This is a genomic window from Plantibacter sp. M259 (assembly GCF_006065115.1).
In the GTDB taxonomy this organism is placed as follows: domain Bacteria; phylum Actinomycetota; class Actinomycetes; order Actinomycetales; family Microbacteriaceae; genus Plantibacter; species Plantibacter auratus.
In genome coordinates, this window is sequence record NZ_CP040750.1 from 2,799,326 (window position 1) to 2,811,957 (window position 12,632).

Here is a 12,632-nt window from a genome sequence, read left to right on the forward strand (position 1 = left end):
CCGGGCCGCGATCAGGAGACGCGTGCGGCGATGTCGGTGCGGTACTGACCGCCCTCGAGTTCGATGCGCGACAGCGCCTCGTACGCACGGCCGCGTGCCTCGGGGAACGTGGATCCGAGCGCCACGACGTTGAGGACGCGGCCACCGGTGGCGACCAGGCCACCGTCGACGTCGGCCGTGGCCGCGTGGACGAGGTGGACCCCCTCGACGGCGACGGCGGCGTCGAGGCCGGTGATGCTCCGGCCGGTGACGGGCGTCTCGGGGTAGTTCTGGCTCGCGAGCACCACGGTCACCGCGCTCGCCTCGGCGAACGCGGGTCGTGGTTGCTCGCCGAGCGTCCCGGTGGCCGAGCCGAGCAGGAGCGCCGACAGCGGGGTGACGAGCCGGGGGAGGACGACCTGCGTCTCCGGGTCGCCGAAGCGCGCGTTGAACTCGATCACGCGGATCCCGCGCTCGGTGAGGATGAGCCCGGCGTAGAGGAGGCCCTGGAACGGGTTGCCCTCCGCCGCCAGCTGCCGCACGACGGGGATCGCGACGGTCTCGAGGACCTCGTCGACGAAGGCCGTCTCGCTCCCGAACCGGTTGTCGAGCCACGGCAGCGGGGAGTACGCGCCCATTCCGCCGGTGTTGGGGCCGGCGTCGCCGTCGAGCAGTCGCTTGTAGTCCTGTGCGGGGGAGAGCGGGAGCACCGTCTCGCCGTCGGTGATGAAGAAGAGGGAGACCTCCTGGCCGTCGAGGAACTCCTCGACGAGGACGCCGCCGTAGCCGAGCCAGTTCGTGGCGTGCTGGATGGCCGCGTCGCGGTCGTGGGTGACGAGCACGCCCTTGCCCGCTGCGAGACCGTCGGCCTTGACGACGTAGGGGGCTCCGAAGTCGTCGAGCGCGGCGATCGCTGCGTCGAGGTCCTCGGCGCGGACCGCGCGACCGGTGGGTACGCCGGCTTCGTCCATGATCCGCTTCGCGAAGGACTTCGAGCCCTCGAGTGCGGCCGCTGAGCGGTTGGGGCCGAAGACCGGGATGCCGGCGGCGCGCAGCTTGTCGGCAACGCCGGCGACGAGCGGGGCCTCGGGCCCGATGACGACGAGGTCGACCGCTTCGTCGCGGGCGAAGTCGCGCACGATCGAGGGGTTCTCCTGGTCGATGCCGACCACGGTCACGTCGCCCGCGATGCCCGCGTTGCCGGGGGCGGCGATGATGTGGTGCCCGGCCTCTTCGGAGAGGAGAGCCTTGATGATGGCGTGCTCGCGAGCACCGGAACCGAGGACGAGGATCTTCACCCGTCTAGCTTAAGGCGCAATGGCCTAGCCTCGAATGCATGGCCAGACCCAGGATCACGGACGCCGTCGGTCGCGCTGCCCTGGAGCAGGCGCTCGGGGACGCACCGGCGTCGCGCACGGACACGGCGACCGCGGTCCGCTACCTGTTGGAGCTCCTCGTCGAGCGGGCCCCGGGGAACACCGTCGAGGTGCGGGTGCCGCCGTTCGGTGCGGTGCAGTGCATCGAGGGTCCCCGCCACACCCGCGGCACGCCGCCGAACGTCATCGAGATGGACGCGCCGACCTGGCTCGCGCTCGCCTCCGGCCGCATCGACTGGACCACGGCGATGGCCGGCGGCACGGTGCACGCGTCCGGCCAGCGGGCGGACCTCACGGGCCTCGTGCCACTGCTGCTGCCGCGCTGACCGTTCGGCGGGATTCCACGTGCTGCCGCGAGCGAACCGGGGTGGTGCGTCACGGCCTCGTGCGCTGTGATGGAGGCATGAGCACGAATCGACTGTTGGTCCTGGGCGGGACGGAGTTCGTCGGGCGAGCGGTCGTCGACGAGGCCATCGCCGCCGGCTGGGAGGTCACCGTCTTCCATCGCGGTACGAACCGGTCCTCGCCGTCGGACGCGGTCACCGTGCTGCACGGCGACCGGACCCTGCCAGGCGGACTCGACGCGCTCCGGGTCGGGTCGTGGGACGTCGCGGTGGACACCTGGTCGTGGGCTCCGGTCGCCGTCCGCGACGCGGCCGCGCTGCTGGCCGACCGGGTCGGGAGCTATGTGTACGTCTCCAGTCGTTCGGTCTACGCCGATCCGCTTCCCGCCGGTGCCGACGAGGGCGCGCCGGTCGTCGACGGGTCGGCGCACGACGAGGGCTTCGCAGACTACGCCCGTGCCAAACGCGGCGGTGAGCTGGCCGCCGCACAGGCGTTCGGCGACCGTGCGGTCCTTGCACGAGCCGGTCTCATCCTCGGCCCGCACGAGAACATCGGGCGACTGCCGTGGTGGCTGGCCCGGATCGCCGAGGGCGGTGAGGTGCTCGCCCCCGGCGCCGCCTCCGACCCCATCCAGTACATCGATGCGCGGGATCTCGCGGCCTTCCTCCTCACGGCCGGTTCGACGGGCGCGAGTGGTGCGTTCAACGTCGTCAGCGAGCCGCGGGTGACGACCCTGGGCGCGCTGCTCGACGCCTGCGTCGCTGCGACCGGGTCGGGTGCGACCCTCCGCTGGGTGGATCAGGAGCGGGTGCTCGCGGCCGGGATCCAGCCCTGGACCCAACTGCCCGTCTGGCTCCCCACTGGACCGGACGCCGACGCGATGCATCACGGCGACGTCTCGCGTGCGATGGCGGCGGGTCTCCGTCGTCGTCCGCTCGCCGAGACCGTCGCCGACACCTGGGGGTGGCTGCAGGCTCTCGGCGGCGTGGCGCCGCAGCGTCCGGACCGGCCAGTCGTCGGGCTGGACCGCGCCGTCGAGCGGGCCGTGCTCGCCGGGAGCTGACGGCTGTCAGTGGATCTCGCGGAGGAGGGCGAGCCGACTGCGCGTCCTGACCGCGTCGCGGGCGAACCCATCCGGTCCGAGGGCGGGATCGGTCATGAAGGTCTCCTGGTCGGTGGTGGCCACGACGTGGAGTTCGACGCCGAGGTCGCACAGGGCGTCGACGAGATGGACGAACCGGGCGCGCGCCTCCCGGGTGAGGGCGGGGGAGTCGGGCAGGGCGTCGAGGACCCATCGGTCGTAGTCCGTCGCCCAGGCGAGGTAGTCGCCGACCGAGGTCGGACGCTCGATGAGTTCGGCGCTGGCGAACCAGAGGACGCCGTCGCGCGCGGCGGCCGCCTGGAACGTGTGGCCACTGATCGTCAGCGCCGTCGCCTCGCCTGGCCCCGGACGGCGGAGGCCGAGTGCCGCGAGCCGGGCGTCCGCAGCCTCGCCGGCGATGGACCAGCTGCCGCGGGCGAAGCCGTCGCCGTGCCTGACCGGGGAGCTGCGACGGTGGTCGGTCGAGCCGGCGAGTTCGAGCACCTGCATGTTCGCCTCGATCAGGGCGATGCCGGGCTCGAAGATGTGGTGGTACCCCGGGTCCGGCAGCAGGTCCTGCGGCGCGGAGTTCGAGCTCGTCAACAGGGTCACCTGTCGGGCGAAGAGCGCGTCGAGCAGACGGATCATGAGCGCGCCGTCGCCGGGATCGTGCACCTGGAACTCGTCGAACAGCACGACGTCCACCTCGTCGAGCAGTTCGTCGACGGCTTGCTCGACCGCGTTCGTCACCGCTCCGGCCGCCGCGCGGGACCCGGCGCCCGGCTCGCCCGTCGCCCGGGCGGCGTCGGCGGCCTCCGTGCGGACCCGGTGGATCGCGGCGTGCAGCCCACGGAAGAAGGAGTGGAAGTGGACGCGACGCCTCCGATGCGTCGGGAGCGCTGCGAAGAACGCGTCGAGGAGCCAGGTCTTGCCCCGCCCGGCCGCACCCCACAGGTACAGGTGCGCTGGTCGATCCTCGCCGATCCGGAGTGACGCCAGGTGCCACGCCACCTCCAGCTGCTCCGGTTCGAGCGTGAACCCGGCGACGGCGGCGGCGGACTCGACCGCCGAGAGCAGGGCGTCGTCGGGAGGGATCGGAGCGGGATCGGTCGTCTCGGTCCCCGTCGTGTCCACCGCTCGATCGTACCCGTCGGCACGTCGATCGCGGCCGTTCACCATCGGTTCACGATGCCCAGGATCGTGGGGGAGAATGGAAGCATGACAGACGCCACCGGGCAGCCAGCACCGGAAGCTCAGCACCCATCCGAACCGACCGGTCCGACGCCCTCGACCGAGCCCGACACCGAGGTCGCGACCGTGTACTCCTCCGGTTCGGTCTCGGTGCGCCGGTCGCCCCGCTACTGGCGGTTCCTCGTCATCGGTGCCTTCGTCGGTGTCATCGCCGCACTCATCCTCACGTTCGCGTTCCCGGGGAGCGCCGACTACTCGCTCACCCAGGTGTTCGGCTTCCTCCTGCTCGTGTGCGTCGTCATCTTCGGCGCGATCGCCCTCGTCGTCGGTCTCCTCATCGACCGCTCCATGGCGCGACGGACGCGGATCGTCGCAGCGGATAGAGTTGACGTGCATCCAGCCGGGACCCCCGCGGCCGGCGCGGAACCGAACGGTTCCGTCAGTGCCGAGCCAGGTGAGTCCGGCCCCCCGAATCCACCCATCGCAGAAGGTTCAGGACGGTCATGACCTCATCCACCAGCTACCGGGAGGCCGGTGTCGACACGGCAGCCGGTGACCGCGCCGTCGAGCTCATGAAGGCCGCCGTCGCGAAGACGCACGGCCCGGAGGTCTTCGGCGGCTTCGGCGGGTTCGCCGGCCTGTTCGACGCCTCGGCGCTGACGGCCTTCCGTCGGCCTCTGCTGGCGACGTCGACCGACGGCGTCGGCACGAAGGTCGCGATCGCCCAGGCCATCGACAAGCACGACACCATCGGCCAGGACCTCGTCGGCATGGTCGTCGACGACATCGTCGTGGTCGGTGCGAAGCCGCTCTTCATGACCGACTACATCGCCTGCGGCAAGGTCCACCCGGAGCGCATCGCCTCCATCGTCGCGGGTATCGCCCGGGCCTGCTCCGACACCGGCACGGCCCTCATCGGCGGCGAGACCGCGGAGCACCCCGGACTCCTCGGGGTCGACGACTACGACGTCGCCGGCGCCTGCACCGGCGCGGTCGAGGCGGACGCCATCCTCGGCGAGCACCGTGTCGAGGACGGCGACGTCGTCCTCGCGCTCGCGTCCTCGGGCCTGCACTCGAACGGCTTCTCCCTCGTGCGACACATCCTCGCCCAGGCGGGCGTCGGCTACGCCGACCACAGCGACGACCTCGGCACGACGTTCGGCGAGGCGCTCCTCGAGCCGACGCGGCTCTACACCCTGCCCCTCCTGCGGCTGCTCGACGCCCCGGCCTTCGCGGGTGGCGTCCACTCGCTCAGCCACGTCACCGGAGGCGGGATCGCCGCCAACCTCGCGCGCGTCCTGCCCAAGGGGTCCTGGGCCGAGGTCGACCGCTCCACCTGGAGCCCGTCGCCGGTGTTCCGGACGCTGAGCGAGCTGGCCGGATCCTCGCTCGAGTCGAGCGAGGGCACCTGGAACCTGGGCGTCGGGTTCTTCGCCGTGGTCTCGCCGGCGGTCGCCGCCGGTGTCACGGCCGCGCTCGAGGCCGACGGGATCGCGACCTGGCAGGTCGGCACCGTGCACCTCGGCGACGCCGCCACAGACCTCAGCGCGTTCGAACAGGGTGCCAAGGGGGTCGATGGCGGTGCCGTCCGCCTCGTGGGCGCCTACCGCGACTAGCCGCACCGCTCCGGCACACCTTCCTCCGTTCCGTCACTCGCCCAGCACGAACCCCAAGGAGTCCCCACGCATGTGCGGCATCGTCGGCATCGTCTCAACCGAGCCTGCCAACCAGCAGGTCTACGACAGCCTCTTGCTCCTCCAGCACCGCGGTCAGGACTCCACCGGCATCGCCACCGCCGACGGCAGCACCTTCCACATGGTCAAGGCCAAGGGCCAGGTGCGTGAAGCCTTCCGCACCCGCGACATGCGCTCGCTCCTCGGCAACATGGGCCTCGGCCACGTGCGCTACGCGACGAAGGGCGACGCCGCCAACGAGAGCGAGGCGCAGCCGTTCTACGTGAACGCGCCCTACGGCATCACGCTCATCCACAACGGCAACCTCACGAACACCCGCGAGCTCAGCAAGGACCTGTTCCACGTCGACCGCCGCCACGTGAACTCCACGAGCGACACCGAGCTGCTGCTCAACGTCCTCGCGACGGAGCTACAGGGACAGATCAGCGGCCTCGACCTCGATCCCGACCAGGTGTTCAACGCCGTCGAGAACGTGCACGAGCGCGTCGAGGGTTCCTACGCGACGATCGCCCTCATCGCCGGTCACGGCCTGCTCGCCTTCCGCGACCCGTTCGGCATCCGCCCGCTCATCCTCGGCAAGCGCCAGACGGGCCTGGTCGGCAACGACTGGGTGGTCGCCTCGGAGTCGCTCGTCCTCGAAGCCGGCGGCTACGAGATCGTCCGCGAGATCGCCCCGGGCGAGGCCGTCTTCATCACCGCGTCGGGTGAGCTGTACTCGCGGCAGTGCGCGAAGAACCCGCGGCTCGTGCCCTGCTCCTTCGAGTACGTGTACCTCGCGCGCCCCGACTCGGTCATGAACGGCATCTCGGTCTACGAGGCCAGACTGCGTCTCGGCAACCGGCTCGCCGACACCATCGCGGAGTACACGCCGATGGGCGACATCGACGTCGTCATGCCGATCCCGGACTCCTCCCGCCCGGCGGCCATGCAGGTCGCCCAGAAGCTCGGCATCGAGTACCGCGAGGGCTTCTACAAGAACCGCTACGTCGGGCGCACCTTCATCATGCCGGGCCAGGCGCAGCGCAAGAAGAGCGTCCGCCAGAAGCTCAACGCGATGGGCTCCGAGTTCAAGGGCAAGAACATCCTCATCGTCGACGACTCGATCGTCCGCGGGACGACGTCGAAGGAGATCGTCGACATGGCGCGTCTCGCCGGTGCCAACAAGGTGACCTTCACCTCCGCCGCACCGCCGGTCCGCTACCCGCACGTGTACGGCATCAACATGCCGTCCCGCCAGGAGCTCGTCGCACACGGCAAGAAGATCCCCGACATCGCCCGCGAGCTGGGTGCCGACAACCTCATCTACCAGGAGGTCGCCGACATGAAGGCCGCGATCCTCGAGGGCTCGGGCATCAGCGACCTCGAGATGAGCTGCTTCACCGGCGAGTACGTCACCGGTACCGTCTCCGAGGAGTACCTCGAGTGGGTGGAGCGCTCGCAGCTCTCCTGAGTCCCGCCTGAACGACGAAGCGCGCGAGCCCCTCGGGGATCGCGCGCTTCGTCGTTCAGGAACCGATTGCTACTCCGGCGTACCGGGCTGCTCGAGCGACGCCGGCGTGGCCGCGGGGGCCGCCTTCGGCTTCGTGGTGCGCGGCTTCGCCGGTGCCTTCGTGGTGGCCGGCTTCGCTGCGGCGCCCGTCGTCTTCGTCGTCGGTGCCTTCGAGGCTGCGGTCTTCGGCGTCGTGGTCTTGGCCGCTGCCGCCTTCGGCGTCGTCGAACCGGTGGTGGCGCGCGTCGAACTCGTCTTGCGGACGGTGGTCCCCGCGGCCGTCGCCGTGGTCGTCTTCGCGGCGGGCTTCCGGGCCGTCGTCGAACGCGTCGTCGTCGACCGGCTGGTCGAGGTGCGGGGCGCGCTCACAGCCGCAGCCGGTGCAGTGGCCGACACGGTCTCGTCGCGTCCGGTCGTGTCGGCGGCTCCGGTCTCGTCGTTCGCGAGGCGCGCCTCGGTCTCATCGGCGGCGGCTGCGACGGTCTCCGCGTCGCCGTTGGACGTCGACTCCAGGACGATCGACTCGGCCGGTTCGGCGGACGTGTTCGGCGCGGTTGCGGCCTCGGGCGCGCGGTCGGTGCCGGAGAAGACTGCGGCGAACTGCTCGGTCGGGGTGGGCTCGGCGGCGCGCACCCAGTCCGAGGTGGGTTCCGTCGCCGGAGCCTCGGAGGCCGGAGCCTCGGCCGACGGGGCCTGGTAGGCGCCGTACTGCTGCGTGGCCTGGGCGCCCTGGGTCTGCTGCGTGCCGTAGCCGCCGGTCTGGCCACCCGCGTACTGCGAGGTGTCGTAGGCGGCCGTCTGACCGTACTGTGCGGGGTCGTACACCGGTGCCTGCCCGGTCTGGCCCGCCTGGTACGGGTGCTGCTCGTAACCGCTCTGACCGGCGTACGGTGCCTGCGTGGGGTTCGGCTGCGAGGAGGCCTCACGGGCGGCAGCGCGCTGCTGCTGCTGGTTCACGAGGCGCGCGACCTCGGCGTCGATGGCGTCCTCGGTGATGTGCTTGGGTGGACCGTAGGCGTCGAGTCCGACGAAGACCAGGGCGATGCCCATCACGAAGATCGGCCAGATCGGCCAGAAGTATCCCCAGGCGCCGGTGAGGAGCCAGATGACGATCAGGAGGACGGAGACCGCACCCCAGACGGCGAGAAACTGCTTGAAATCGTGCTGCGCCTTCAGGCGCTTCTTGGCGGCAACGCGGAGTTCGTCGGTGTTCATCCGTCCAGGCTAGTCTCCGCCCCGCGAGAACTCCATTTGCCGACACTCGTCTGAGAGATCACCCAGCCGCGAGGTGCTGGAGCGATGGCGAACCGCCGATGCTGGCTCGCGCCGGAACGGGGGGAAGGGCGCGTCTACGCGCCCTTCGCCTCACCGTCGGCGTACTTCTCGGCGTATTCAGCCCACTTGGCGATCTCGTCGTCGTAGCTCTCGTCGACGCCCGTGCCCGGGTGGTCGACGGAGTGCCCCGTGAGCTCGCGCTCGAGCGCGTTGTAGTTCACGTCCGGGCTGAACGACTTGAGCTCACGAGCGATCTTCGTGTGCTTTGCCTTTTGACGGCCACGACCCATGCGAGACCCCCTCATGATTTTCTGACCGGCCGCGCTTGCGGGGCGTCCGGGGCTTTCGCCTACCAGGGAACGATAAAGACTAGCGTTGAGCTTACCATGCCGCCCGTGGACGGGGCGCTCGTACGGGGACGGTCTGCCGGGCACCGATGCCGGCACCGCGATGGAACGGGGCTGGGCCAGGACACCGAGTGGTGGGACGATGGACCCATGACCGGAACCCTGCACATCACCGGAGATGCGGACGCCGACCGCCTGTTGTCGACCGACCCCCTCGCCCTCCTCGTCGGCATGCTGCTCGATCAGCAGGTGCCGATGGAGACCGCGTTCGCTGGACCGCTGAAGATCAGCGACCGCCTCGGTTCCTTCGACGCGGCCACCATCGCGCGGGAGGAACCCGAGGCGTTCGCCTCCCTCTTCAAGACGAGTCCGGCCGTGCACCGGTTCCCGGGTTCCATGGCCGGCCGGGTGCAGGGGCTCTGCGCCGCGATCGTCGACGACTGGGACGGCGACGCGGAGGCGATCTGGACGCGCGACGCGCCCGACGGCCCGGAGATACTGAAGCGCCTGCTCGCCCTGCCGGGGTTCGGCGAGCAGAAGGCGAAGATCTTCCTCGCGCTCCTCGGCAAGCAGTACGGGCTCGACGCGGCCGACTGGCGGGAAGCGTCGGCGCCCTACGGCGAGGACGGCAGCCTCCGGTCCGTCGCCGACATCATCGACCCGGAGTCGCTCGCGCAGGTGCGGGCGGCGAAGCAGGCTGCCAAGGCTGCCGCGAAGCGCGCGAAGGGGGAGTGACGACATGAGCGAAGCGCAGCGGGGTACCGCGATCGTGGTCGGTGTCACGCCGGGGCAACCCGACTCCGTCCTCGTCGAGGCGGCGTCGTTCGCTCAGGCCTTCGGCTGCCGGCTCGTCCTCGCCCACGTCGATGCGAGCCGGTTCGTCGTGGTCGAGAACGTTGACGGCACCGTCACGTCGCTGCCGTTCGACGCCGATCTGCACGACTTCGAGCCGGAACCCGCCGATCCCGGTCTCGAGGCGACGGCGCATCGTCTCCTCGACGACACCGGCGTCGCGTGGGAGCTGACCCAGCTCGCCGGCGACCCGGCGCGTGCCCTCGGTCGGCTCGCCGATTCGGTGTCCGCGCGGGCGATCATCGTGGGAACCCGGGAGCGTGGCCTGCGGAAGGGCATCCTCGAGTTCTTCAACGGTTCCGTCGCCGCGACGCTGGCCCACCGGCAGGCGCGTCCGGTGATCGTGGTCCCGCTCGCGCCGAGCGCCACCGACGAACCGCTGTGGGACGCCCCCGCCGGCGACCTGCGGTGACGGCCGCTCCGACGGGGACACGGGCTCCGCACCTCCAACCCGCCACGATCGCGATGGTCGCGCTCGGTGGCGCGATCGGGACGGGCGCCCGCGAGGCGATCTCACTCGCGATCCCGCCCATCGGCGGTGTCCCCGTGGCCATCCTCGGCATCAACGTCGTCGGCGCCTTCCTGCTCGGCCTCCTCCTCGAGTCGCTCCTCCGACGCGGACCCGACGACGGCCGTCGACGTGATCTCCGCCTCTTCCTCGGCACCGGCGTCCTCGGTGGCTTCACGACGTACAGCGCGCTCGCGGCCGACAGCAGTGTCCTCCTCATCGAGGGGAACGCTCTGGTGGGGGTGCTGTACGCCGCGGGGAGCGTCGTGCTGGGAGCCCTCGCGAGCTGGGGCGGCATCGTCCTCGCCCGACGGATCGGCGGTGGCCGCTCGTGACGCCCTGGCTCTTCCTCGCGATCGCGGCGGCCGGCGGTGTCGGCGCCGCTGCCCGCTTCGTCGTCGACGGCCTCATCCGCTCCCGCGTGAATGGCGCGTACCCCTGGGGCACGACCGTCATCAACGTCAGCGGGTCGCTCCTCCTCGGCCTCGTTACCGCGCTGGCCCTCGGCGGGGTCGTCGACGAGGCGTGGCGGCTCGTCCTCGGCGGCGGGCTGCTCGGTGGGTACACGACGTTCAGCACCGCGAGCATCGAGACCGTCCGGCTGCTCCACGACGGACGTTCCCGGGCCGGATTGACGAACGCGTTGGGCATGCTCGTCGCGTCGGTCGTCGCAGCCCTGGTCGGCTACGGGCTCGGTTCGCTCCTCGCCTGACCGCCCGTTCGCCCAAATCTGGGCGAATGAGCGTTCGTTCGCCCGAAGATGGGCGAACGAACACGGCGGCTATGCCTCGAAGCGGCGGTTGTGCCGGAGGTTCAGCACGATCGGGATCCCGAGGGCGACGATGAGCAGCAGGATGCTCCAGAAGCCGATCTCGGACCACAGCAGGAAGACCCCGAAGACGCCGAGTCCGCCCGACAGCCCGCGCAGGATGATCGTGAACTGCGGGAGTCGCTGCGGGCGGCCCTGCCACATCGGCAGCGGCGAGTCCGGGTTCGCGGCGATGAGGCGGACCATCGACAGCGTCCCGAAGACGGCCGCGAGGAACAGCAGCGAGAGACCCCAGGTGAACATGTCACCAGTCTGTCAGTCTGCGGCCGACCCCGACCCCGATGCCGCCGCGGCCCAGGCGGCGACCCGTCGCGCGCTCTCCTCCTCTGAGAGGTCCTCGACGCGGGACATGACGGACCACCGGACGCCGAACGGGTCACGGATCGATGCGTACCGGTCACCGGATACGAAGTCGGCGAGAGGCTCACGGATGATCGCACCGGCCGCCTCAGCGCGTGCGACCGTCTCGTCGACATCGCGGCAGTACAGGCCGAGCGAGTAGCAGTCCGCATCACCGTCCGGCGCCGTCACGAGGCCGTAGTCCGGATTCGGCTCGCCGAGCTGCAGGCGACCGGCGCCGAAGTCGAGCTCGGCGTGCACGATGACGCCCCCGACCTCGGTGGTGTCGACGAGGCGGGCCCCGAACACGGATCGGTAGAATCCGATCGCGTCCATCGCTCGTTCGACGACGAGGAACGGTGTGAGACTCGTGGAGCCGTCGGGGATGCCGTCAGTGGTGTGGTCGCCGGAGATGCCGATCCCGGAGTGCGTGTGTTCGTCCATACCCCGACGGTACGGATGAAGCCGATGGCGCGTCTTGAAGATTCACGACGGGAGGATGCGGTGACGGTGCCGGACGACGATCACGGTGTCGCTGATCGCCGGGGCGTGCTGTACCCCGCGCGACTCCCGACCTTCCACCGGATCGCTGCCCCCGTCGACCTGGCAGCACTCGTGCGGTGGTTCTGGATCCCGGAGTGGCGGCTCGAGCACGGACGGATCTCGCGGCAGCAGCTGCTTCCGTTCCCTGCGTCGAACCTCGTGGTGGGGCCGGACGGGGTGAACCTCGCAGGGCCGACGACGAGCTCCTCCCACCGTGACCTCGTCGGGTCCGGTTGGGCGGTGGGGATGCTGTTACGCCCGGCCGCCGTTCCGACGCTCGTCCGCGATCCCAGTCGGCTGCGCGATCGTGAGGTGCCGTTCCACGCTCCCGAGTTGTCGGCGGCGGTGACGGCGGCGATGGCGACACCCGACGGTTCAGCCGGTCGGGAGCTGGCGGCGGCCGCCTGCGCCGCGTGGTGCGCAGCTCGTCTGCCGCCGCCGGACGAAGAAGCGCTGCTCGCCAACGCGATGGAGGATCTCATCGCAGGCGATCGCGACATCGTCCGGGTCGACCAGCTGGCGGAACGCCTCGGCTCGACCGTCCGTGCCGTGCAGCGATTGTCGCAGCGTCACGTGGGCCTGCCTCCGTTGACGACCATCCGACGTTACCGCCTGCAGGAGGCGGCGCAGCGTCTCCGCGAGGATCCTTCCGTGGCCATCGCCCAGGTCGCGGCGGACCTCGGCTATGCGGACCAGGCCCACCTCAGTTCGGACTTCCGACGGGTACTCGGACTCGCTCCCCGTGCCTATCGACGGGATGCGGAGGCCGACCCGCGCGGATGAG

The 12,632-nt window shown here is 70.7% G+C and carries 16 protein-coding genes; 10 read left to right on the forward strand and 6 right to left on the reverse strand.

From position 1 onward, the window contains the following. Positions 1-11: 11 nt before the first annotated feature. Complete coding sequence (gene purD / locus FGL15_RS13120; protein ID WP_138946374.1) at positions 12-1,277, reverse strand: phosphoribosylamine--glycine ligase; 1,266 nt, start codon at positions 1,275-1,277, stop codon at positions 12-14. Positions 1,278-1,315: 38 nt separating this feature from the next. Between purD and FGL15_RS13125 the strand changes: the two genes are divergently transcribed. Together FGL15_RS13125 and FGL15_RS13130 are read left to right on the forward strand one after the other, a co-directional pair. Further along, positions 1,316-1,681 (forward strand): sterol carrier family protein, encoded by a 366-nt coding sequence (locus FGL15_RS13125; RefSeq protein ID WP_064294203.1) that lies wholly within the window; start codon positions 1,316-1,318, stop codon positions 1,679-1,681. 77 nt (positions 1,682-1,758) lie between these two features. Continuing rightward, positions 1,759-2,763 (forward strand): NAD-dependent epimerase/dehydratase family protein, encoded by a 1,005-nt coding sequence (locus FGL15_RS13130; protein ID WP_138946375.1) that lies wholly within the window; start codon positions 1,759-1,761, stop codon positions 2,761-2,763. A 6-nt stretch (positions 2,764-2,769) separates the two neighbouring features. Here FGL15_RS13130 and zapE read toward each other — a convergent pair whose 3' ends face one another. After that, the gene (zapE, locus tag FGL15_RS13135; RefSeq protein WP_168223399.1) at positions 2,770-3,915 is read right to left on the reverse strand and encodes an AFG1/ZapE family ATPase; all 1,146 of its coding nucleotides are present in this window, start codon (positions 3,913-3,915) and stop codon (positions 2,770-2,772) included. An 84-nt stretch (positions 3,916-3,999) separates the two neighbouring features. On the opposite strand from zapE, the gene FGL15_RS20590 reads away from it, so the two are divergent. The 3 genes from FGL15_RS20590 (at position 4,000) to purF (ending at position 7,116) form a co-directional block, all read left to right on the forward strand. Continuing rightward, positions 4,000-4,479: a DUF2273 domain-containing protein gene (locus FGL15_RS20590; RefSeq protein ID WP_205858621.1), complete on the forward strand. Its 480-nt coding sequence runs from the start codon at positions 4,000-4,002 to the stop codon at positions 4,477-4,479. Then, the gene (gene purM / locus FGL15_RS13145; RefSeq protein WP_138946377.1) at positions 4,476-5,588 is read left to right on the forward strand and encodes a phosphoribosylformylglycinamidine cyclo-ligase; all 1,113 of its coding nucleotides are present in this window, start codon (positions 4,476-4,478) and stop codon (positions 5,586-5,588) included. The genes FGL15_RS20590 and purM overlap by 4 nt, the downstream gene beginning before the upstream one ends. Positions 5,589-5,658: 70 nt before the next feature. Continuing rightward, positions 5,659-7,116, forward strand: coding sequence for an amidophosphoribosyltransferase (purF, locus tag FGL15_RS13150; RefSeq protein ID WP_085511828.1), 1,458 nt, complete (start codon positions 5,659-5,661; stop codon positions 7,114-7,116). 69 nt (positions 7,117-7,185) lie between these two features. Here purF and FGL15_RS13155 read toward each other — a convergent pair whose 3' ends face one another. Both FGL15_RS13155 and FGL15_RS13160 read right to left on the reverse strand, forming a co-directional pair. Further along, the gene (locus FGL15_RS13155) at positions 7,186-8,370 is read right to left on the reverse strand and encodes a 2TM domain-containing protein (protein ID WP_138946378.1); all 1,185 of its coding nucleotides are present in this window, start codon (positions 8,368-8,370) and stop codon (positions 7,186-7,188) included. A gap of 134 nt (positions 8,371-8,504) precedes the next feature. Beyond that, on the reverse strand, positions 8,505-8,720 hold the full coding sequence (locus tag FGL15_RS13160) for a DUF3073 domain-containing protein (RefSeq protein ID WP_064294210.1): 216 nt from the start codon (positions 8,718-8,720) through the stop codon (positions 8,505-8,507). A gap of 207 nt (positions 8,721-8,927) precedes the next feature. On the opposite strand from FGL15_RS13160, the gene FGL15_RS13165 reads away from it, so the two are divergent. From FGL15_RS13165 to crcB, 4 genes are read left to right on the forward strand one after another with little or no spacing between them, the layout of a single operon-like run. Beyond that, positions 8,928-9,512: an HhH-GPD-type base excision DNA repair protein gene (locus tag FGL15_RS13165; protein ID WP_138946379.1), complete on the forward strand. Its 585-nt coding sequence runs from the start codon at positions 8,928-8,930 to the stop codon at positions 9,510-9,512. Positions 9,513-9,516: 4 nt separating this feature from the next. Beyond that, the gene (locus FGL15_RS13170) at positions 9,517-10,041 is read left to right on the forward strand and encodes a universal stress protein (protein WP_138946380.1); all 525 of its coding nucleotides are present in this window, start codon (positions 9,517-9,519) and stop codon (positions 10,039-10,041) included. A gap of 53 nt (positions 10,042-10,094) precedes the next feature. After that, the gene (locus FGL15_RS13175; RefSeq protein ID WP_138947314.1) at positions 10,095-10,472 is read left to right on the forward strand and encodes a CrcB family protein; all 378 of its coding nucleotides are present in this window, start codon (positions 10,095-10,097) and stop codon (positions 10,470-10,472) included. Then, positions 10,469-10,849 (forward strand): fluoride efflux transporter CrcB, encoded by a 381-nt coding sequence (gene crcB / locus FGL15_RS13180; RefSeq protein WP_138946381.1) that lies wholly within the window; start codon positions 10,469-10,471, stop codon positions 10,847-10,849. The genes FGL15_RS13175 and crcB overlap by 4 nt, the downstream gene beginning before the upstream one ends. Before the next feature lie 69 nt (positions 10,850-10,918). On the opposite strand, the gene FGL15_RS13185 is transcribed toward crcB, so the two are convergent. Together FGL15_RS13185 and FGL15_RS13190 are read right to left on the reverse strand one after the other, a co-directional pair. After that, positions 10,919-11,209 (reverse strand): hypothetical protein, encoded by a 291-nt coding sequence (locus FGL15_RS13185; protein WP_064294214.1) that lies wholly within the window; start codon positions 11,207-11,209, stop codon positions 10,919-10,921. A gap of 12 nt (positions 11,210-11,221) precedes the next feature. Then, a complete protein-coding gene (locus tag FGL15_RS13190; protein WP_138946382.1) occupies positions 11,222-11,749 on the reverse strand; it encodes a glyoxalase/bleomycin resistance/extradiol dioxygenase family protein in 528 nt (175 codons plus the stop codon). 66 nt (positions 11,750-11,815) lie between these two features. Here FGL15_RS13190 and FGL15_RS13195 point away from each other — a divergent pair, with 66 nt between their 5' ends. Further along, a complete protein-coding gene (locus FGL15_RS13195) occupies positions 11,816-12,631 on the forward strand; it encodes a helix-turn-helix domain-containing protein (protein ID WP_240773541.1) in 816 nt (271 codons plus the stop codon). Position 12,632 lies beyond the last annotated feature (1 nt).